At 45.2% G+C, this 20,995-nt stretch carries 16 protein-coding genes and 1 other RNA gene; 8 read left to right on the forward strand and 9 right to left on the reverse strand.

The genetic code is table 11. The features are described from left to right. Window positions 1–119 precede the first annotated feature (119 nt). Both ung and AC5YB1_RS05540 read left to right on the forward strand, forming a co-directional pair. The gene (gene ung / locus AC5YB1_RS05535; RefSeq protein WP_494521040.1) at window positions 120–788 is read left to right on the forward strand and encodes a uracil-DNA glycosylase; all 669 of its coding nucleotides are present in this window, start codon (window positions 120–122) and stop codon (window positions 786–788) included. A 139-nt stretch (window positions 789–927) separates the two neighbouring features. Next, window positions 928–1,503: a hypothetical protein gene (locus tag AC5YB1_RS05540; protein ID WP_494521041.1), complete on the forward strand. Its 576-nt coding sequence runs from the start codon at window positions 928–930 to the stop codon at window positions 1,501–1,503. A gap of 19 nt (window positions 1,504–1,522) precedes the next feature. On the opposite strand, the gene AC5YB1_RS05545 is transcribed toward AC5YB1_RS05540, so the two are convergent. From AC5YB1_RS05545 to AC5YB1_RS05560, 4 genes are all read right to left on the reverse strand, one after another. Then, window positions 1,523–1,987: a copper resistance protein NlpE gene (locus tag AC5YB1_RS05545; RefSeq protein ID WP_494521042.1), complete on the reverse strand. Its 465-nt coding sequence runs from the start codon at window positions 1,985–1,987 to the stop codon at window positions 1,523–1,525. A 91-nt stretch (window positions 1,988–2,078) separates the two neighbouring features. Next, window positions 2,079–2,699, reverse strand: a complete 621-nt coding sequence (locus AC5YB1_RS05550; protein ID WP_494521043.1) for a 5-formyltetrahydrofolate cyclo-ligase — start codon at window positions 2,697–2,699, stop codon at window positions 2,079–2,081. 458 nt (window positions 2,700–3,157) lie between these two features. Next, window positions 3,158–3,338: non-coding RNA, 6S RNA (gene ssrS / locus AC5YB1_RS05555), on the reverse strand. 53 nt (window positions 3,339–3,391) lie between these two features. Beyond that, a complete protein-coding gene (locus AC5YB1_RS05560; protein WP_475514703.1) occupies window positions 3,392–3,700 on the reverse strand; it encodes a cell division protein ZapA in 309 nt (102 codons plus the stop codon). 332 nt (window positions 3,701–4,032) lie between these two features. On the opposite strand from AC5YB1_RS05560, the gene AC5YB1_RS05565 reads away from it, so the two are divergent. The 6 genes from AC5YB1_RS05565 to gcvP all read left to right on the forward strand — a co-directional run bounded on the left by AC5YB1_RS05565 (window position 4,033) and on the right by gcvP (window position 12,168). Beyond that, window positions 4,033–4,605 (forward strand): UPF0149 family protein, encoded by a 573-nt coding sequence (locus AC5YB1_RS05565; RefSeq protein ID WP_494521044.1) that lies wholly within the window; start codon window positions 4,033–4,035, stop codon window positions 4,603–4,605. A 62-nt stretch (window positions 4,606–4,667) separates the two neighbouring features. Continuing rightward, complete coding sequence (ubiH, locus tag AC5YB1_RS05570; protein ID WP_494521045.1) at window positions 4,668–5,903, forward strand: 2-octaprenyl-6-methoxyphenyl hydroxylase; 1,236 nt, start codon at window positions 4,668–4,670, stop codon at window positions 5,901–5,903. 17 nt (window positions 5,904–5,920) lie between these two features. Next, the gene (locus AC5YB1_RS05575; protein WP_494521046.1) at window positions 5,921–7,129 is read left to right on the forward strand and encodes an FAD-dependent monooxygenase; all 1,209 of its coding nucleotides are present in this window, start codon (window positions 5,921–5,923) and stop codon (window positions 7,127–7,129) included. A 465-nt stretch (window positions 7,130–7,594) separates the two neighbouring features. Beyond that, a complete protein-coding gene (gcvT, locus tag AC5YB1_RS05580; protein WP_494521047.1) occupies window positions 7,595–8,689 on the forward strand; it encodes a glycine cleavage system aminomethyltransferase GcvT in 1,095 nt (364 codons plus the stop codon). Window positions 8,690–8,758: 69 nt separating this feature from the next. After that, window positions 8,759–9,148, forward strand: a complete 390-nt coding sequence (gene gcvH, locus AC5YB1_RS05585; protein WP_110457408.1) for a glycine cleavage system protein GcvH — start codon at window positions 8,759–8,761, stop codon at window positions 9,146–9,148. A gap of 131 nt (window positions 9,149–9,279) precedes the next feature. Then, entirely contained in the window at window positions 9,280–12,168 is a 2,889-nt protein-coding gene (gene gcvP, locus AC5YB1_RS05590; RefSeq protein ID WP_494521048.1) for an aminomethyl-transferring glycine dehydrogenase, read from the forward strand. A 539-nt stretch (window positions 12,169–12,707) separates the two neighbouring features. Here the strand turns inward: gcvP and AC5YB1_RS05595 are convergent. The 5 genes from AC5YB1_RS05595 to AC5YB1_RS05615 form a co-directional block, all read right to left on the reverse strand. Then, complete coding sequence (locus AC5YB1_RS05595) at window positions 12,708–14,747, reverse strand: DUF262 domain-containing protein (protein WP_494521049.1); 2,040 nt, start codon at window positions 14,745–14,747, stop codon at window positions 12,708–12,710. Then, a complete protein-coding gene (locus AC5YB1_RS05600) occupies window positions 14,740–16,176 on the reverse strand; it encodes a DUF262 domain-containing protein (protein ID WP_494521050.1) in 1,437 nt (478 codons plus the stop codon). Before AC5YB1_RS05600 ends, AC5YB1_RS05595 begins: the two co-directional genes overlap by 8 nt. Window positions 16,177–16,219: 43 nt before the next feature. After that, window positions 16,220–18,109 carry an ATP-dependent helicase gene (locus AC5YB1_RS05605; RefSeq protein WP_494521051.1) on the reverse strand — a complete coding sequence of 630 codons (1,890 nt, stop codon included), beginning with the start codon at window positions 18,107–18,109 and terminating at the stop codon, window positions 16,220–16,222. 1 nt (window position 18,110) lies between these two features. After that, window positions 18,111–19,940, reverse strand: coding sequence for an ATP-dependent nuclease (locus AC5YB1_RS05610; RefSeq protein ID WP_494521052.1), 1,830 nt, complete (start codon window positions 19,938–19,940; stop codon window positions 18,111–18,113). Between the two features lie 184 nt (window positions 19,941–20,124). Then, window positions 20,125–20,946 carry a DODA-type extradiol aromatic ring-opening family dioxygenase gene (locus tag AC5YB1_RS05615; RefSeq protein ID WP_494521590.1) on the reverse strand — a complete coding sequence of 274 codons (822 nt, stop codon included), beginning with the start codon at window positions 20,944–20,946 and terminating at the stop codon, window positions 20,125–20,127. Between the last annotated feature and the right edge of the window lie 49 nt (window positions 20,947–20,995).

Here is a 20,995-nt window from a genome sequence, read left to right on the forward strand (position 1 = left end):
AATAACGTTGCAGCCGGGGATAAGCCAAGCGGTTTAATGAGCGTTTATGCTCATGACAGTTATAACGAGTAGTGTATTAGTAATTAATTTTAATCGTTTTTTAATCTAAAGAGAAGTGTATGGAGCATATCGCAAACTGGGATGACTTTATTGAGCAGCAGTCACAATTAGACTATTTTATTCAGCTGCAACATTTTGTCGCTGCCGAGCGCACCGCGGGTAAAGCCATTTATCCTAGTGAGGAGGAGGTATTTAATGCCTTTACCTTAACGCCGCTCGACAAGGTGCGCGTGGTGTTGATTGGGCAAGATCCCTATCATGGTGCTGGGCAAGCTCATGGCTTATGCTTTTCGGTTAAACCAGGCGTTAAGGTGCCCCCCTCATTGGTTAATATCTACAAAGAATTAGCGACGGATATCCCCAAATTTACCCCTCCAAATCACGGTGATTTACGTCAATGGGCAGCCCAAGGTGTACTGATGTTAAATACGGTATTAACGGTTGAACAGGGGAAAGCGCACTCTCACGCCAAAGCGGGCTGGGAAACTTTTACCGATAACGCCTTGGCACTGCTTAATGCGCAGTCGCAGCCGATTATTTTTGTGTTATGGGGGGCGCATGCGATTAAAAAGGCGAAGTTGATCATTCAGCCACATCACCAAAAGCTGACTGGGCCACATCCTTCGCCATTATCGGCCTATCGTGGTTTTTTTGGCTGTGCTCATTTCTCTAAAATCAATGAATTACTTTTACGACACCAGCAGCCCATTATCGACTGGCAAGTCTAATGCGTTCGCGACAACGGATTGAATTCATACTTGCTGTCGGGCCAATAGGTTATTATATTTAAAATTGTTGTGTTTTTATTAACTGCAGTCATTTGTATAAGCCAAGATGGCTTAGATAGGCGTGAATATGGATATCAGGATGAAGCGAGGAACGCTTGTTCGTTGGAATAAAGAGCAACGAGTTGGGATTATCGCCCCAGACGATGGGTCAGGTGAACTACGCATACTCGGGGCTAACTTATTACCTTATGAGCATATGCCTCAAGAAGGGCAGACCGTAGTTTATCGCCAGTGGAAAGATAGGCTTCGCGGTATCAAAGTGATCAAGGGAGAGATAGACCTTGGTAACCCCATCAAATTAACCTCACCTTTCGATAGTCCTAATAGCGCGATTGGCATCGACGCGATCAGCTGGCAATTTAAGGTTGGACTGGTGGTATTCGCCCTAGGATTAGCCAGTTTGCTTTATCTATTGATGATCAATTACGAGCTTGGTGCTGATGGGACTCAACCGCCTGAAGGGTTGTTTCCTGCAGGCTCAGAGCACTATATAGGCAAGCAAATACTGCCCAATACGGATTTTAGTTGTGATTCCCGCAAGCAGTGTTTACAGATGACCTCGTGCCAAGAGGCGCAATACTTTGTGCAGCACTGCCCAGGTTTTGAAAAGAAGGTCGGTGATATGCCCTGTGAAAAACTCTGGTGTAAGATGTAAGTTTGTTGGTTTCAGCCAATTAGAACACCTTAGCTAGGCGGTAATCGTCGGCTAACGCACCAGAGATCCGTTTGCCCTCTTGATCTAGCATAAATAATTGGTTCTCGCCGACTTGAAACTGCATAGGAGTTGCATCATTAGCTAGGCTAATCGCGCTGCCGCGTTCGTTCCAAGTAAAGTTGCCTTCCTTGATAATTAGCTCGCCAGACTCTCCTAGATAACGCTGCGTTAAACGATAACTAAGATCGGCGTTGATCACCAAGTGCGTCTCTATCCCTTCACAGCTGGCACAAGGCAGTACGCCCGAGTATTCTCCCGGCCAATCTAAGGCATTTTGGCTATTGTCGCCGATTGATGTCGTAGGCTCGCTCACAGCAGTGGCTATAGCAGGTGGTGTAGCGGTTGCCGGTGTTGCTGTGGTAGATGTTGGCGTATGACAAGCTGTTAGGGTTAGCGCGCCTAATAAGATAAGCAGTGGCTTCATAAAAACTCCTTATGGGTAAATATTGTTATGCATTAGATTTGTGCGGTATTTATTGAATTCAACAGATGGCTACCCTCTTCTTTAATCCTAGTTACGAACCATACACTATGCGCGTTGGGGTAATAATAACAGGCAAGGGCACATCCCAATGTTCGCACGGTAAGTGACGGACTTGCTGACAGTCATGGGCATAACCTACAGGTAAAGGTTTACCCGTTAGCGGCCAATGGGCAAGGGTGCGGTCATAATAACCCCCGCCCATCCCCATGCGATTGCCATTGGCATCAAATGCCACTAATGGCGCTATCACCATATCCAGTTGATGAGGCAGACGCATCTGCGTGATCGCCAGCTTGGGCTCAAATATACCGAGGCGATTTTTAATTAATGGAGAATCGGCTCGGTAGGCGAGAAAGATAAGGTTACCTGGCGAAAAGGGATGCAGCCGAGGCAGGTATACCTCAATCCCTCGTTGCCACAGCGCGTAAATTAAGGGCTGGGTATCGAGTTCACCATCGTTAGCTAAATACAGTGCCACTCGTTTTACGCCGCGCTCGGTGATTAACTGCAGGGCGTGTTGGCATGCTTGGTTGGCAAACTGACGCTGCTGCTTGCTAGATAATGCGTTACGGGCCGTTCGCACCTGTTCGCGCAACATTTGACGCGTAATAAGCATAGGTGTGGTGGATGATAATAGGGGTCTCAATGGCATACTTCCTGTAAAACGTCTGATTAACCGCTGCTCTGTAAAGGTTACCGTTAGGCTGAGCGCTCAGTGTAGCGTTAGGCAGGCTATCGATTCAATGGGTAAAATATTATCAACCCATAAGTGTTGCAAGGTGGGTAATTTGTTTCATTTGCAACAGATGTAAAAAGCCACCGCTGGTTAAAGCGATGGCTTAATTATTTGAATTGCTCCCCAAGGCGTTGTTACCTGTGTAGCCCCTGAACCCATAAGTGTTGCAAGGTGGGTAATTTGTTTCATTTGCAACAGATGTAAAAAAGCCACCGCTGGTTAAAGCGGTGGCTTAATTATTTGAATTGCTCCCCAAGGTGTTGTTACCTGTGTAGCCTTTGAACCCATAAGTGTTTCAAGGTGGGTAATTTGTTTCATTTGCAACAGATGTAAAAAAGCCACCGCTGGTTAAAGCGATGGCTTAATTATTTGAATTGCTCCCCAAGGTGCCGTTACCGGTGTAGCCCTTGAACCGTAGGTTCAAGGCGGGTAAATGATTAACTCCTAAGGCTTCTCGGTTCGAGCCGAGCTTGCGCAATGTCATTAAAGCATTCACCCTGGGTTTGTAAATATCGGCACAGGGACATAACCGACTCACGCACACCACAGGGAGCAAAAACGTTGCATCGATACTCAGTGAGTATCAGCTAATTGATGCTTCAATTAGCTTAGTCTTCTTTAGTCGAGCGCTCAACTAGCGCACTTTCTAAGGTCGACTGTAGCAGACCAATTTTATCATCCATCTGCTTTATATAATCTTGATTTTTCTTCTGTTCTTCTAACAGTTCATAGCCGATATTCAATGCGGCCATGATGGCAATCTCTTCCCGACTCAAATTATTGGTGCGGGCACGAAGGGTGCTTAACTGTTTTTCCAGTTTTGCCGCTACATGACGCAAAGCATCTTCTTGACCAATAGGGCAAGCGATGGAGTAGGTCCGGCCTAATAAGCTAATCTCTATAGCATGGCTACTCATTTGCTGATGTAGATCCTTTTATCGTGTTGTTGAGCGGACTATATCGGTCTGTATCTTAAAGTGCAATAACACTTGGGTGCTAATAACACTTTGTTAGATTAAATGTTGTTTAGATAACCAATCACAGGCGCCTTGCGCGATAAATGGCGGTAAATCGCATCGCTTTTGGTGAAAACCTCGCCAACAGGCCCTGGCCTATGCGGGGGATTTTTCACCACCTATCAGTCGTCTTAGTGGGCATAATGTTTGGCAGTGGCACACGTTTTTAATCTTGGTCGATGTGGTCAATTCTGCTAGCATGTGCACAGATAAAATATGATTGGATATTAGTTATGGCAACGCCTCCCTCTTTAAGTATTGATAGCCTATTGGCCGAGCTCAATGGTGCTGAAATCGCTCAACATCCGGTAGAAGTACATGGCTCACTCGTGGGGCTTATTTGCGGTGGTGTGGGCCAAGCAAAAAGCGAATGGTTAAAGTCACTGTTAGAGTTAATTAATGATGGCCAATTACCGCCGCCATCGCTGACTCAACTGCTCGAAGAGCTCTACCAAGATACTGTCGCGCGGATCACCGATGCCGATTTTGGCTTTACGCCAATGGCCCCCGAAGAGGAAGAGCCGCTTAATAAGCGGGTTGAAGCACTCTCGTTATGGGTACAAAGCTTCTTAACGGGTCTGGCGATTGTGCAGCCTAAACTCCATCGCGCCTCTAAAGATGTCAAAGAGGTGATCAATGATCTGGCCGAAATCGCGCAGGTAGAATTTGACGTGGCCGACGATGATGAGTCTGAAGCGGCCTACATAGAACTGATGGAGTTTTCGCGCATGGCGGCACTGCTGTGCTACGCCGAATTTGGCCCACAGCCGAGTGAGATCACAGATCAAGACCCCAAAATTCATTAAGATTGCCAACAGCAAAAGTCACGGCAGGTGCCGCTAAGTATCTGCCTAAATAGAGAAATTGAATGACCGCGTCTCAGACCACAGTTGATTTTGATATCGCCATTGTTGGCGGCGCCATGGCCGGTGCCACGTTAGCCTTAGGGCTAGCCAAGCTAGCGCAGGAGCTCAAGCGTCCCTTAAAGGTCGCTTTGATTGAAGCCAGCCGTCCCGGTGGTCTGCATCCCGGTTTTGACGCCCGCTCAATCGCCATAGCGCAAGGCTCTATTTTCGAGCTGACCCGATTAGGCATCTGGCCTAAATTGGCCCATTTGGGCACCCCAATCGACAACATTCACGTGTCCGATCGCGGCCATTTCGGCATGACCACCCTCAATGCTAGCGACTTTCACCTGCCTTACTTAGGGCAAGTGGTCGAGCTAGAGCGTGTAGGCGCCGCGTTATTTGAACTCTTAGAGAAACAGCAGATTAGCCTGTATTGCCCGGCTAAGTTAGCCAGCATTCGCGCCGATATCGCCGCTAATTATTTGCTGCTTGATGATGGTCGTGAACTCAGCGCTAAGCTGGTAGTGGCTGCCGATGGGGTTAACTCGGTCGTCAGGCGTGACTTTACCTTGCCCCTTGAGCAAGTGGATTTCGAGCAGGTGGCGGTGGTGGCGAATATCGGCATCGACAAGCCCCATGGGCAATGGGCTTATGAGCGCTTTACCGACTCAGGCCCATTAGCCTTGCTGCCGATGGCCAATGTTGATGGTCAGGCTCGCATGTCTTTAGTGTGGGCATTGTCGCCCGCCATGGCGCAGCAAATGTTAACCTGCTCTAAATCGACCTTCTTAGCCAGTTTGCAGCAGGCCTTTGGCTATCGAGCAGGGCAATTTATCGAGGTTGGAGAGCGCCACGCTTATCCGCTTAAGTTGTCGTCAATGCCGCGGCCTATCTATCAGCGCACCCTATTTATTGGTAACGCCGCCCAAACCTTACACCCCATTGCCGGTCAAGGGTTTAACCTTGGGCTGCGTGATTTAGTCTGCGTTATCGATGCGGTGCGCGGCGCGCTATTAGCAGGAGACGATCTTGGCGGCGCTAAGCTGACCCATCACTATTTAGCTCAGCGCAGTCAAGACAGGGCATCGACCATTAACAATGTCGAGTTTTTGGTGCGCGGCTTCTCCAATCAACACTGGCCGCTGGTGGCCGGACGTAATATTGGGCTACGCCTCTTGTCGTGGTGTCCGCCGCTAAAAACCCCCATTGCCCGCCAAGCCATGGGATGGAAATCCCCTACAACTTCAGCCTCGTAGCGATAAAGGATACCCCTATGTTCAGCACTCAAACCTATGATGTAGCCATTGTTGGCGGTGGTATGGTAGGACTGGCAACTGCCATCGGTTTGGCGATGGAGTCGCTGCGGGTGGTGGTTATCGATGCTGGTGAAACCCAAGCCGTGTCGGGCGAGGCGCGTATGCGCGTCAGTGCGATTAACAAGGCCAGTCAACGTTTACTCACTCACCTTGGTGCTTGGGCCTATGTCGATGAGGCGCGCATGGGGCCATACCAAAAAATGGCGGTGTGGGACAAAGACGGCCTAGGTAAAATTGCTTTCGATGCCCACAGTATCAGCGAGCAAACCTTAGGCAGCATCATTGAAAATGACAACATCAGCCACGCACTGGCTAGCCGTGCGGCCGAGCTTGATGAGATAACCCATCTTGAAAACCGCCGCCTCGACAAAATTGCCTTTGGCGAGCGCGAAGCATGGCTCACCTTAGACAATGGCGACAACCTGTCGGCGGCCCTCGTGATAGGCGCCGATGGAGCCAACTCTTGGGTGCGCGAACAGTGCAAGATCCCGATGACCTTTTGGGATTATGGCCACCACGCCATTGTCGCTACGGTGCGCACCGAATTGCCTCACAATGACACTGCACGGCAGGTGTTTTTACAAGATGGCCCATTGGCCTTTTTACCCCTGTTTGAAGCTAACCTCTGCTCTATCGTCTGGTCGGTGCCGCCAACAAAGGCACAAGCCTTACTCGACGGCGATGCGGTGCAGTTTGAGCGCAGCCTTACCGCGGCTTTCGACGGTAAGCTAGGCATGTGCAAGCTCGAAAGCGAGCCACAGGCTTTTCCACTGCGCATGCGTTATGCGCGCCACTTTGCCCGCCACCGCTTATTGCTGGCAGGCGACGCGGCCCATACCATACATCCATTGGCGGGGCAGGGGGTTAACCTTGGGTTTCTTGATGCCGCGGCCATTATCGAAACCCTGAGTGAGCTTAAGCGTACGGGTAAAGATTTGGGCGACTATGCCAATTTGCGCGCCCTTGAACGTTGGCGTAAAGCCGATGCGCTGGAGATGATTGCCGCAATGGAAGGCTTTAAGCGCCTCTTCGATGGGGCGAACCCAGTGAAACAAGCACTGCGAGATTTAGGGCTTAATTTGGTTGATAATTTTTCTCCTGTGAAAACACTGTTTATGCAACAGGCGATGGGCAATAAAAGCCGTCTGCCAGCCCTGTGTAAATAAGCATCGCTGAAAATAAATTAGATTTACTTTTCATTTAAATACAGTGGTTTATGGTATTTTTGTGGTATTGTTTTTTGATGCTGTAAAAAAGCTACAGTTAGTGCATAAGAAAAAGTAATGTTAAATACGCTCGGATTAGAAAAATCTCTTATATACAAAACTGTGACGCAAGGTATAATTTCGCCGCATTTTGATACCATTGACCCGTCTTAGCAGGCGACACAGTCGATGCATCATATTCGACGCAATTGATGCAAAAATTCATCTTTGCAATCACATCCTGACCCAACGTACCCTACGTTCAGGTGTGTCTATAAAAAAGCACACCTAGGTGTCGCATAGCTAAAACCACAGGTGGAAACGGGATCTTATCCGAGCCTCTCGGTTAGTCCAGTTATCAATGTATTTCAGCCATGTTGTCACCGTCAGGTAAGACCCGAAAAGGGCATTAAAGAAGAGATAATAATGGCTAATAAAACTGTACTCTTTAACAAGCACTTGGAATCTAATGCCAAGATGGTCGATTTCCACGGTTGGGAAATGCCGATTAACTACGGCTCTCAAATCGAAGAACACCATGCTGTACGTCAAGACGCAGGTATGTTTGACGTCTCTCATATGACAGTGGTTGACGTAACCGGCACTCAAGCCTGTGAATTTCTGCGTAAACTGTTGGCAAACGACGTTGCCAAACTCACCGTACCGGGTAAAGCGCTTTACTGCGGTATGCTAGACCACAATGCTGGCCTTATTGACGACCTCATCACCTATTATCTCGACGACACCCATTACCGTATTGTGGTTAACTCTGCGACCCGTGAAAAAGACCTCGCTTGGATTGCTGAGCAAGTGAAGGGCTTTGATGTCACCATTACCGAACGTCCAGAAATGGCGATGATTGCCGTGCAAGGCCCTAACGCCAAGGCGAAAGCTGCCAGCGTGTTTACTGCCGAGCAAAACGCCGCCGTAGAGGGGATGAAACCTTTCTTTGGGGTGCAGTCTGGGTCACTGTTTATTGCCACCACAGGTTACACAGGCGAAGCGGGCTACGAGATTATTGTGCCAGAAGCAGAAGCGGGTGCATTGTGGCAAGCGTTACTGGATAACGGCGTTAAGCCATGTGGCCTAGGCGCGCGTGATACCCTGCGTTTAGAAGCGGGCATGAACTTATATGGCCTAGACATGGACGAAAGCGTTAACCCGCTCGAAGCCAACATGGCATGGACTATTGCCTGGGAGCCAAGCGATCGTGACTTTATTGGCCGCGAAGCATTAAGTGCCATCAAAGCGGCGGGTACCCATAAGCAAGTGGGCCTAGTGATGGAAGCCAAAGGGGTGATTCGCCCGGGTATGGACGTGTTCTTTACCGACGCGAACGGCGAAGAGCAGCAAGGGGTTATCACAAGCGGGACATTCTCTCCGACCTTAGGCTATTCTATTGCCATGGCACGCTTGCCCAATTCTGTTGGCGATGTCGCAGAAGTAGAGATGCGTAAAAAGCGCGTGCCTGTTAAAGTCATAGCCCCTGGCTTTGTGCGTAACGGTAAACAAGTATTCTAATTTTTTAGCTTAACTTACACATTGTCTGATTAGTCAAAATTGAGTATTACGGAAAAAGGATTAAAAATAATGAGCAATATTCCAGCTGAACTAAAGTACGCTTCTTCACACGAATGGATCCGCAAAGAAGCAGACGGTTCATACACTGTCGGCATCAGTGAGCACGCCCAAGAGCTGCTAGGTGACATGGTATTTGTTGAGCTACCAGAAGTGGGTGACACAGTCACCGCCGGTGAAGACTGCGCCGTGGCCGAGTCGGTTAAAGCTGCCTCTGATATCTACGCACCAATTTCTGGCGAAGTGATTGCCGTTAACGAATCATTAGAAGATTCTCCAGAGCTCGTTAACAGCGACGCATACGGCGACGGTTGGTTCTTCCGCGTGATGCCATCTGACGAGTCTGAAGTTGACAGCCTACTTGATGCCGAAGGGTATCAAGAAGTTATCGACGAAGAGTAAGCGTCGAGCCCCTAAAGCCCCATGCCTAAATGACATGGGGTTTTTTGTTATACCGCCCTACATTAAAAATGAGACCGGTAACACCGCCCCCCTACAGGCAGGATACTGGCAAATATGGAACTAGGTTTATCATGACCACAGAAACTCTCACTCAGTTAGAGCAGCACGAACTCTTTATCCGTCGCCACATCGGGCCGGACAGCGCAGAACAGCAAGAGATGTTGAACTTCGTTGGTGCAGAATCTTTAGAAGATTTAACACAGCAGATCGTACCTGAGTCGATTCGTCTAGGCCGCGACCTTGCTGTTAGCTCAGCATGTGGCGAAGCCGAAGGTATGGCCGCGATTCGCGCCATTGCCGATAAAAACAAGGTGTTTAAAAGCTACATAGGTATGGGTTACCACGGCACGCTAGTGCCAAGTGTTATCCAGCGTAATGTGTTTGAAAACCCAGGTTGGTACACCGCGTACACTCCATATCAGCCAGAGATCGCTCAAGGTCGTCTAGAAGCCATTTTAAACTTCCAGCAGGTGTCGATGGACCTAACCGGTCTTGATTTAGCCTCAGCTTCATTGCTAGACGAAGCCACCGCCGCAGCCGAAGCCATGGCGCTGGCGAAACGTGTCTCTAAGGCCAAGAAAGCCAATATTTTCTTTGTTGCCGATGATGTGTTCCCGCAAACCCTCGATGTGGTGAAAACCCGCGCCGAGTGTTTTGGCTTTGAAATTGTCACCGGCCCTGCCGAAGATGCCGTTAACTACGAGCTATTTGGCGCACTATTCCAATACACTAACCGTCACGGCCAAATTCGCGATTTCACTGCGCTTTTTGCTGCACTAAAAGAGAAAAAAGCGGTCGTGACCGTCGCCGCTGACATCATGTCGCTAGTGATGCTCAAATCGCCAGGAGCCATGGGCGCCGATGTGGTTTTTGGTAGCGCCCAGCGTTTTGGCGTGCCCATGGGCTTTGGCGGCCCACACGCCGCATTTTTCGTCTCGCGTGATGAGCACAAGCGGTCACTGCCGGGTCGTATTATTGGAGTGTCGCAAGATGCACGCGGTAACCGCGCGCTGCGTATGGCGATGCAAACTCGTGAGCAACATATTCGCCGCGAAAAAGCCAACTCAAACATCTGTACAGCGCAGGTGCTATTGGCCAACATGGCTTCGTTTTACGCCGTATACCATGGCCCACATGGGCTAAAAACGATTGCACAGCGTATCAATCGCTTAACCGATATCTTAGCCGCAGGCCTTAAAGCCAAAGGTGTCGAGCTGGTTAACAATACTTGGTTCGATACCCTGTCATTTAAGGTCGCCGACAGCGCTGCTGTGATAGCGCGTTCGGTCGCGGCAGAGCTTAATTTGCGTGTCGATAGTGATGGCATTCTTGGGGTCAGCATCGCTGAGCCAACCACTCGCGCCGATATCGCTCAGCTATTTGATGTGATTTTAGGTGAAGGTCATGGCCTAGACGTTGCTGCAATGGATGCCGACATCGTCGCCAATGGCAGTGGGTCAGTGCCTAGTGAGCTGGTGCGCACCGACGCTATCTTGACTCACCCAACCTTTAATCGCTACCACAGCGAAACCGAGATGATGCGTTATATCAAGCGTCTCGAAAACAAAGACTTAGCCCTAAACCACTCGATGATCTCGCTAGGCTCATGCACTATGAAGCTAAATGCCGCCACCGAGATGATGCCAGTCAGTTGGGCCGAGTTTGGCAATATGCACCCATTCTGCCCACAAGACCAAGCTCAAGGTTATGGCGAGTTGGTCGAGCAGTTGTCTGCATGGCTTGTTGATATCACAGGTTATGACGCCGTTTGCCTACAGCCTAACTCAGGCGCGCAGGGCGAATACGCGGGTCTATTAGCCATTAAGAAATACCATGAATCCCGCGGCGATGCGCACAGAAATATCTGTCTTATCCCACAATCGGCTCACGGTACTAACCCCGCGTCAGCCCAGCTTGCAGGCATGAAAGTGGTGGTGACCGCGTGCGATAAAGCCGGTAACGTCGACATGGAAGACTTGAAAGCCAAAGCCGCCGAAGTGGCCGATAACCTTTCTTGCATCATGATCACCTACCCATCGACCCACGGTGTGTATGAAGAGACAGTGCGCGAGATCTGCGACGTCATTCACAGCCATGGCGGCCAAGTCTACCTAGACGGAGCTAACATGAACGCGCAGGTGGGCTTAACGACTCCTGGCTTCATCGGCGCCGATGTATCGCACCTTAACCTACATAAAACCTTCGCGATCCCACATGGCGGCGGCGGACCCGGTATGGGCCCTATTGGTGTTAAGGCTCACCTTGCGCCTTTTGTTGCGGGTCACACAGTGGTTAAACATGGCCGCGAATCAGACAACAACGGCGCAGTATCGGCTGCACCATATGGTAGCGCCAGCATTTTGCCTATCACTTGGATGTACATTAAGTTATTGGGTTTCCAAGGCTTAAGACAATCGACTCAAGTGGCACTGCTTAACGCTAACTACATGATGAAGAAGCTATCTGCCCATTACCCTGTACTGTACACAGGCCGTAATGACCGCGTGGCTCACGAGTGCATCATAGATCTGCGTCCGCTTAAAGATGCTTCTGGCGTCACAGAAATGGATATCGCTAAGCGTCTAAACGACTATGGTTTCCACGCGCCAACCATGAGCTTCCCGGTTGCAGGCACCTTAATGATTGAGCCAACGGAATCTGAGTCTAAAGTCGAGCTAGACAGATTCATCGATGCGATGATCTCAATTCGCGGCGAAATCGCCCGAGTCGAAGCTGGCGAGTGGCCAGTGGACAACAATCCACTGCACAACGCGCCGCACACCATGGCTGACATCATGGATAGCGAGTTTGACTCACGTCCGTACAGCCGTGAACTGGCGGTATTCCCAAGTGCTGCAGTTAAGGCGAACAAGTTCTGGCCAACGGTTAACCGTATCGACGATGTTTACGGCGACCGTAATCTGATGTGTTCTTGTGCACCGATTGATGACTATAAGTAAAATGGCTACTTAGTTGTGATCATGTAATTAAGTTGGTTAACGATTTAATTTAGATGGTTATCTTAATTAAGTTGGTTAATTCAGCTTATAGAGAAAATTGAAAAGCGGATCTTAATGATCCGCTTTTTTTGCCTCAAATTCGAAGGCTAATTTGATTTTTTCAAAAAAAAATGAAAAAAACTTTTAGCAAATTATTTATGTCAATATCGATAACTTATTAATAAACCTAAAAATATCTATATCAATTACTGCATATATTTCAAGTAGTTCTAATCTTTGTAAATTAATAAATATAAAAATAAGTATCTATTTCTATATTTATTAATTCCTTTTAAAACAGTGTGTTATGCAAGTTGACGCAATGTGCGGGTAATCAGAGAGTCAGAAATTCCACGACCTTTAAGCCATTTAGTCTGCAAGTCTTTTTCTATATTGCTGTTGCCTTCACGGATTCCCAATTACCTAAGTAGTTGTAATTAAGCTGTTCTTTAAAAAACTTAACCACTCGGTTTTGGGTTTTTCGTTCTAATTGACCGACATTACTCATTGTCTAATTCCTTTTTCGAGTCGTTTACGAATACCGTTAACATGCTTTGTTCATGCTCGGCTATTTGAGTTTCAGTCCACTCGTTAGCAGCATTCATCAGCTTAATCATTTCATACAGTTTTAGGGTATCGATGCTTTTATCGGCAATGGCGGCTTTAAAATGATCGCGTTTAGCAGTTGGTTGTAAGTTACTTAATTTTGAATTTTTACTGTGACTTATCAGACACAAATTACCAAATCGATGTAGGTCAGCATCGGCTAATACACGGTGCCCATCAAGTGGATGCTGAGGATAAAAGTGTTCAACAGAGCTTCGGAAAGTAAATTCAAACTGAGTAATTACATCATCTTTTTTGTTTTGAACGCTATCACACCACAACAAATAATCGAGATAGTTAAACACTAGGTTATTTTCAATAACGCCATAATTCAGCCTCGCCATCGCGCTCTGGTTACCTAAATCAAATGCTAAATATCTCTCGTTTTGATAAATCATTTGATAGTAATCAGAAGGCGATTCACTTAAAAAGCGTCCATATACAAATTGGCGAGCTAAGTTTTCGAGCTTTTGTAAATACAGGCGAGGCGTAATTTCATCCATATTGAATAAATGGAACAACGCACCATTTAACCAGTGTTTATAAACCAGTGTCGGAGTGGAAACATGCATTGCACTTAACAACATTAAGATCTGACGATTATTACCTTCAAACCCATCTTCGCTTTCTAAGTCATCGTTATCATTAAACGTATTGATATAACTTTGGCTATCTTTATTGTAAAAATGAAGCTTCTTCAAGCTCCACTTATCTTTGCCATCACTGAATTCACGTTTAATGATGTACTGGTCGAAGAGATATTTACACTTGAGTAAGGCAAAAACAAAGTCTTTTACCGCGCTGATTTTGTTACTGCTGTTGTCTTTTAAATAAACATCAAACTGCTCTAGCAAACGCTTATCGTCTAATGCGATATCCTGCTTTGTTAACACTCTCAAAACATGCAGTAAGAAGTTAGAAAAATTAATCACGCTATTAAAGCGCTCTGGTGTTAGCGTGATATCTGCGCTAAAAGAGGACTGAGGTGGCTTTGCTAATATCTCATTGAGCGTCAGCGATATGGTTTGAGTGCATTCGTTCTTTTGAGTGGTTGCCTCGCCAATACTTGCAGCTAAATCATCGTAGCACCTTGGTGTATATTGCCCCCAATCGTATTTACCAAAAATAAGGTGTCTTTCTTCTGGACTAAATCCGTATTGAACGTAACGCTCCATATTCGCTGTTGCGTCCCATACTTTACTGAGTAGCTGGATACTGTATTCGCGCTCATCGGGGTCATTAATTTCATTTAATACTGACATTAACCTAGCTTTGACAACTTCGTGCTTTTCGAGCTGTTCACCGCGATTATTCATGACTTCAAAATAATGATTTAAGTCGGTATCTTTTGGAACTGATACACGTGCTATTTCTACGTTTTTGAACAGGTATTTGCAAAAACCTTCTAGCTTGTCACCCAGAGCCAATAAGCCTTTTTCAAGTAACGAGAATCCATTCACCACATCTAAGTTATAGTCGTCAGTTTTTAAGTGTTCTAGTGCAACACCTTGAATTAGGCTTGCAAAGGTATCCGATGATTTTTGTCTGCTTTCAAAATTGAGGTTGGATGCATTGTACCAGCCCATATCAACCATCGATTCGTTTGCAGAAGATAAGCGTTTAAGAGCAAAAGCTAATAACGTGAGCGTGGTAAAACGTTGCTGCCCATCAATCACTTCAAAGCTACCATCTTTACGCTCAAACACTACCAGTGTGCCTATATAGTAAGTTTGATTAGGTTTGCTTTGCTGATAATCGAATACGTCTTGGATAAACTGGTTGATTTCACCTTCACCCCACGCATAGTTACGTTGGTACATTGGGACTAAATAGCGGCTTGTATCACAAAGTAATGCTTTAACGCTAAAGCTGGTGATTGCTTTACTTGCAGTTCCATCATTGTATTGCAGGTATGGTGCTTGCGTATTACTCATAGTACTTCATGTCCTTAAACAGCTTTGTGATCTCACTCAGCTTGGTTCCCTTACAATCAGATGCTTTCAATGTGCCTAACGGCCAATTTAAAACATCACTTGGCTGCACCGCTTGTTTTATACGTTCAAATACATTTTGTGTAAGAGCGTGTTTATCCATGCGCTCTATACCCACGACTTGCATTTGTAATCGGCAGCTATATGCCCAAATAAACAGCTTCTCTATCGCTTGCGAAAGCTGATGTGCGCCAAACTTATCTAGATAAAAAATCACGGCACAATCAAAGAGAGTACGTATATAACCATCTCCGGTGCGGGTTCGAGAACGATAGGTGTTTAGAGTATGTAGAATCTTACTAGCTAATGGTTCTAATTCGTGATCCAATATGCGAATAGTTTGGCTTTTATCTTCACTATTCTTAGCCTTTGGTTTGCCACTTCGCTCATCGCTGACTATCTCATTAATCTTATGTTGATAATGGCTGGTCATTTCAAAAAAGCGTCTGCCATTTATGATCATCTGATCTAAATGGAAAGGAAAACGCATATGTTGGTGATCAATATGGCGCTGATACTGCCCGTTATAGTTATCAACAAAATGGTGAGCTATGCGAAGCGGTTCTACATAGGGGTAAAGTCCAACTTGATCGAGATTCACGCCCTTAAATAAACCTACTTTTGATTTATTAAAATACTGTGCCGATTTACCTTGTGCCCAGTTGCGAATACGGAACAAGTAGTTGGCAAATAGTCGCGCCAACTGTTCACTTTCCAAGCTTTCCCAATGTCGTACCGAGTTAGCTTTAAGTTGACTTTCGCTTTGTGAAAACTCACGCAAGTGAAACGCTTTTAACAAATCATGAGGGTCTAAATCTCGGCCTCTGGCATTTTGTGAATCAAAAAACTGAAATGCCTCTGATACATCATCTAGAACAAAGGTGACAACTTCACAGCGGTTTAATAAAAAATCAATATCCGCTTCAGTAAAGTCACTGCGAGCAACAGTACGTTTTGCCGCCATAAAGTTTTGATGCAAATTTCGATGCGAAATATCACTATTAAAGGTTTGTCGCGCTAAAAAGCTATTAATCGGCTCAGTTAGTGTGATCAGAGTTTCTTTAACATCTTGCCGTTTTAAACCATTGAAGCGCTCTTCTAACAAGGCTTTTACTAATAGCAACAAGGTTAATGTCCGCTGTTGTCCATCAACGATATCAAGTGCTTCTTTGTCGCTATCTATGTGCTTATGAAATACCACTGACCCCAAGCGGTATGCCGATTTCTCTCGATATACCTTTAAATCACTTAGCAAATCAGCCAAATTTGTTTGAGACCATTTATAAGGGCGCTGATATGCCGGAATGCTCAAGTTTGGCAAAGACAATAGTGCTTTTACCGTTATGATTTCCTTATCGATCTGTTTGCTCATCAGGCTCTCGTCTCAAAACTTGCTTTGCTTAGAATATTCATTTTTATAAATCCCTTATAAATCGAGATGGCGACTGAAATTTAATATCACCCCAAGGCATTGTCCTTTTTTGAGGGTAAGTGATATAAAGCCACCTTTTAGCTCTTGTTACTGCTACAAAGGCGCTGTTTTTCTCTTCTTCTATTTCTTGCGCTGTCTTGGCTCTATAGTCAGGGAAAACGCCCTCAACCATACCAATTAGGAATACAATGTCCTTTTCTAGTCCCTTCATCGTATGAACTGTGCTAAGTGTTATTCCTTCTCCCTGAGCTGTTTCTGCCAATTGCCCTAAAGCAAGCGCATTTCTAAATGCTTGTAGTGAATTACCAAGCCCCTTTGATTTGAATCGAGTCCAAGAATTTCTAAATTCTTCTAGCTCAGCTAAGCTACGTTCAATTTCTGGTTTTTTATCTTCTAAGGCTTCATCGTTGGCTAATACATTAAGTTCAGCCACTAACTCTTTGTGAAACTTTGGAATGTTTGGTTCATCAGCATCTAGATTCTGTATTTGAGTCAATAGCTTTGATTGAAGGTCAGAAAAAAGTATTTCTGAATTTAGTACATCGTTTGCCCATACACTCAAATAGTCTTCATTACCCCAATCTTCAGGTGGGGTTACTTTGAGAATGGCGCATAGCTTTTTACCATCAACCCAATCTTTAGGGTTTAGTTTTAGACGAAGTGCAAAATCGAGCACTTTGCCAAATAGCGACGTTGGTTCTGTTTGGCGTTCACCTTTTTTGAAATGGTAAGGTATATTCTTTTGCTCAAGTTCATCAGTAATAGCTTTAAATACGAATCGGTTTCTTGCTATTACAACCATATTCTTAAGAGATATTTTTCCTTCAATCTCTGGGTGTATGCCCAGCTTTAACAACTCATTAATTTGATTAACGACCCATAGCGCTTCAACATATTCATCGTCACACGATTGCTTATGAAACACGCCATTTAACGCCATTTCATGTTCTGTTTGTGAAAGCGGTTTGATTTTATTAGCAACATTAATTACCGCTTTGGTGCTTCGATAATTTTCTGTAAGTTGGTATTGAGTGGGCTGATAATCGTCAACAAATTGCGTTAAGAGATACTTTTCCGATGAACCATTAAACCCATAAATCATTTGATTGGGATCACCCACCATTAAGATGCTTTTAATTTTGTCACCACAAAACGCATTTATAAATTCGTATTGGGCTTTGTTAAGATCTTGCGCTTCATCCACACAAATATGTTTATACTTTGTGCGGTATAAGTCAGCAATCCATTCTTGGGTGAGTAGTAATTTATGGGCGTAGATAAGGATATCATCGTAATCAATACCACCACTTGCAAGCAATGCATTTTGGTAATCCTGATAAATTTTCCAAACGCCACTTTCTGCACCAAAGCGTTCATCTGCTTCGCCTTGGCTTAACAGTTCCCTTTTTATTATGGAAAAAGTATCCATATAATTTTGCATGACTTGTTGGCGGTTCTTCTTCTCTTTCGAATCTTCAATGTTGAGATACGTGTCAATATCGACACCTTCATCTCTTAGTGATTGAAGAAACACTTCCATGCGGTCTTTATCTCTGTCGTAAATGTGTAACTCAGAAGGTAAGCCGATGGTATGCCCATATTGCTCCAATATTCTCTGAGCAACGGAATGAACGGTAGAAATCCAAGATCGATCTTCAATGTCATCCACTTCAACTAAGCGCTCCTGCATTTCTTCAGCAGCTTTATTAGTAAAAGTAAGGGCAATCACTCTATCTTTTTTGGTGTTTTCCAGAATAAACCGAATTCGCTCAGTCAATACTCTTGTTTTACCTGAACCAGCAGAGGCCAAAATTTGTATGGGTAACCCAATTTCGCTTTCTACAATTTCCTTTTGTTTGATAGATAAGTTCATATCATTGGACTCCTGTTTGCAATTTTTCAAACAATTGAATGACTTTGGCTGGCAAATCTGACTTAGATAAGGCTGAAAGCTCTTCTGTAACTGCCTTCGCGTACATAGGTTTTTTAGAATCTAAAATTTCCAAGATAGCCTTATTTCTTCCTCCTTCTTGTGTATAGTCCCTTAATTCAGATTCGAAAATAGGCTGTTTACATGTTTCGCAAGGCGGCATATCAGCCCTTATTGGCTTGGTGGGAGTTCCCTGACGTTTTTTAATCCAGCTATCTATTTTATTTTCGCCATCAATTTTGACTATTGCATTTTCAATAACATGTACATACCCAGAATCAAGTAAGTATCCTTCAAAATCAGTGTTATCAAGGATCACTATGTTATTGGCATTATCAAAGCTATTTTCACCAAATACTTTTTCATAATGCTTTCGCAATTCTTTAACTGTTTTTTCTTCCCCATCGCTGAATATATAAACTGGGATATCAAAGTCATGAGCAAGCAATAAAAATGGTCTATATTTGGCTCCTGAGCCGTTTACACCAACAAAGTTAATTCCTGTTTCAAATGGCATTTGCTCAAAGAAAGTTTCAAATAAAATTGGTAATGATTGTTCTTCGGTTTCACCCTCAGACAAAACAATTGCATTAGCAAACAATATATCCCCTCTAGAATGAATAACTTCTCGGTGAATTTTCCTCAAATCTTCAGGTTCAGTTGCGGAAATAAGCGATTTGACTTTTGTCGTACCATTTTTTTTGCTTATCGCCCTCAACTGATCTTGTTCAGCGATAGCTGCTAAGTAAGGCGAGTGGGTACTTATTAAAACTTGGCCTTTGGTTTCACATAATTGTTTATAAATTGCTCTTTGAGCATTGGGATGCAAGTGCGCTTCTGGCTCTTCCGCTGCAATGATTGGAAAAAACGGTTCAACTTCTTCCGCATGCTTTTTAGCCGAAAGCTCGGTAAATGCTTTAACCGTTAGCATTGATGCCCAGCTTCGCGTGCCCATGCCGTGGTATTCCATTGAAAAAGAGTTACTTGCATGTTCTCCAAAGTGGACTGTAAAACGCTTAGACAAGTCTCTAATTTTTTTAGGGAAAGGCGTAATTTCTGTTTGACCATTGCCTTCAAATGACTGACTCAATGAGTCGAGGTGAGTTTTAAGTTCAGATAAAGGTTCACTTTTAGCAACTGCCTTTTCATTAATGTCAGCGACCATCTTTTCAAGCTCTTCAACATCTTTCTCATCATACTCAATACTTGAAAGTACTTTGCCTATGTAAGATGTTTTCTCTCTTAATTCTTGATGGATATCGCGCTGGGCATCAATGGAAATAAAAGGCAGTGCATCGTAACGTTTTCTAATTTGTCGTTTAGATATCACCTTTACATCTGCCCAACCTTCAAAATCGGGCCATGTTTCCATCCAGAATCGAGAGGTTAAAAATCCGCCTTTTACTTTGTCTCTTTCACATTTTGTTCTAATAATAACAAATTGATGGCCGTTAGCTTCAGATTGAATAATGTCTTCAAACTCTTCTATCCATTCAGCTTCAAATGCTTGAACTCTATTACCATGTTCGTCTGTTGCGACAATTCTGACATCGACAATGATAGATTCACTACCATGATCTTCTCCATCAATATGAAAGTCTTCCTCAGTTAAAGAGCGCGAATAATCGCCCAAGGCGAGTTGTAGCGCTTTTATGATTGAGGTTTTACCAGCGTTATTTGTACCAATAAGCACTGCAACTCTGGGTAAAGATATCTCTAAATTAGCGATCCCTCTGAACCCAGCAATCCGGACTTGATCAACTAAAATGTTCATACAGCCTCCTTGCTTATTGGTAACCTTGTGCGGCCTGTGAGTAGCTCTTGCATCATACCAAGCTTAGAGATTAAAAAGCGAACCTTAGGGTTCGCTTTTTTGTTAGTCGCTGGAAAACTAGCCTGCATGTTTACGTATCCTACTGCAATTGCTGAGTAGTGAAGTAGTAGCGATCCATAGAGCCTTAGCTCTGTGAACTATCTGTTTGCTTGTGCCACACAAACGAGCTGGATCGCTTGTTAAAAATGGTGACGTTTTGATGTTTATCAACGGCGCGCCCAGCTAGGCCGTAGCACACATGTAGTGGCAACAGGTGCTCTTCGCGGGGCTGACAATAACGGGCATTCGGGGCGCTTAACCAGTCTGCCATTGCTTGTGTTCGCGCGGCTTCGGTGAGCTGTTTATCGCTCAAGGTTGTCTGCAGCCAGTGTTCAAACTCATGGTTTTTAACCTGACGATCCTCAGTGTTTGGCGCAAAAAACTCCCCCATATTATGAAATGAAAAACCGGAACCGATCACCAGTAAATTGTCGTGGTCAAGAGCCTGCAATGCTTTGCCTATGTTCAAATGCTGCTTGGCATCGAGGGTATTAACCAGTGACAGCTGAATAACGGGAATATCTGCCTCGGGATACATCAGCATTAATGGCACAAACATGCCGTGATCATAGCCGCGCTGATAATCTAAGTTCGCGGTAATATCGGCATCTTGTAATGCCTGTTGCACTTTTTTTGCAAGTATCGGCTCGCCGGGGCTTGGGTATTGCAGCTGATAGCTAGCTGGTGGAAAACCTGCATAATCGTAGATCATTTTTGGCTTAGGGCCGGCGGAGATTGTCGCCACCGACTCTTCCCAATGGGCGCTGATCAGCAAAATGGCGCTGGGGCGTGCTAGCTTGTTAGCAAGCGATTTTAGATAAACGACCAGCTCTGCGTGATTGGGGTCATTAAGCAGCGGCATCGGGCCGCCACCATGGGAAATAAAAGCGATGTTTAGGTTGTGCATCTTCTCTCCAAGCTCATGCAGGTAGATCGCCGCGGGTTTGCCCTTGATT

It is taken from the genome of Shewanella sp. 433 (genome assembly GCF_059338565.1).

What these genes read in the sequence shown, in the direction of transcription:
- AC5YB1_RS05595 (WP_494521049.1), bottom strand. Translation starts at nt 14,747, where the DNA reads ATGAGTAATACGCAAGCACCATACCTGCAATACAATGATGGAACTGCA.
- gcvT (WP_494521047.1), top strand. Translation starts at nt 7,595, where the DNA reads ATGGCTAATAAAACTGTACTCTTTAACAAGCACTTGGAATCTAATGCC.
- AC5YB1_RS05615 (WP_494521590.1), bottom strand. Translation starts at nt 20,946, where the DNA reads ATGCACAACCTAAACATCGCTTTTATTTCCCATGGTGGCGGCCCGATG.
- gcvP (WP_494521048.1), top strand. Translation starts at nt 9,280, where the DNA reads ATGACCACAGAAACTCTCACTCAGTTAGAGCAGCACGAACTCTTTATC.
- AC5YB1_RS05545 (WP_494521042.1), bottom strand. Translation starts at nt 1,987, where the DNA reads ATGAAGCCACTGCTTATCTTATTAGGCGCGCTAACCCTAACAGCTTGT.
- ubiH (WP_494521045.1), top strand. Translation starts at nt 4,668, where the DNA reads ATGACCGCGTCTCAGACCACAGTTGATTTTGATATCGCCATTGTTGGC.
- gcvH (WP_110457408.1), top strand. Translation starts at nt 8,759, where the DNA reads ATGAGCAATATTCCAGCTGAACTAAAGTACGCTTCTTCACACGAATGG.
- AC5YB1_RS05575 (WP_494521046.1), top strand. Translation starts at nt 5,921, where the DNA reads ATGTTCAGCACTCAAACCTATGATGTAGCCATTGTTGGCGGTGGTATG.
- AC5YB1_RS05540 (WP_494521041.1), top strand. Translation starts at nt 928, where the DNA reads ATGAAGCGAGGAACGCTTGTTCGTTGGAATAAAGAGCAACGAGTTGGG.
- ung (WP_494521040.1), top strand. Translation starts at nt 120, where the DNA reads ATGGAGCATATCGCAAACTGGGATGACTTTATTGAGCAGCAGTCACAA.
- AC5YB1_RS05610 (WP_494521052.1), bottom strand. Translation starts at nt 19,940, where the DNA reads ATGAACATTTTAGTTGATCAAGTCCGGATTGCTGGGTTCAGAGGGATC.
- AC5YB1_RS05550 (WP_494521043.1), bottom strand. Translation starts at nt 2,699, where the DNA reads ATGCCATTGAGACCCCTATTATCATCCACCACACCTATGCTTATTACG.
- AC5YB1_RS05560 (WP_475514703.1), bottom strand. Translation starts at nt 3,700, where the DNA reads ATGAGTAGCCATGCTATAGAGATTAGCTTATTAGGCCGGACCTACTCC.
- AC5YB1_RS05600 (WP_494521050.1), bottom strand. Translation starts at nt 16,176, where the DNA reads ATGAGCAAACAGATCGATAAGGAAATCATAACGGTAAAAGCACTATTG.
- AC5YB1_RS05565 (WP_494521044.1), top strand. Translation starts at nt 4,033, where the DNA reads ATGGCAACGCCTCCCTCTTTAAGTATTGATAGCCTATTGGCCGAGCTC.
- AC5YB1_RS05605 (WP_494521051.1), bottom strand. Translation starts at nt 18,109, where the DNA reads ATGAACTTATCTATCAAACAAAAGGAAATTGTAGAAAGCGAAATTGGG.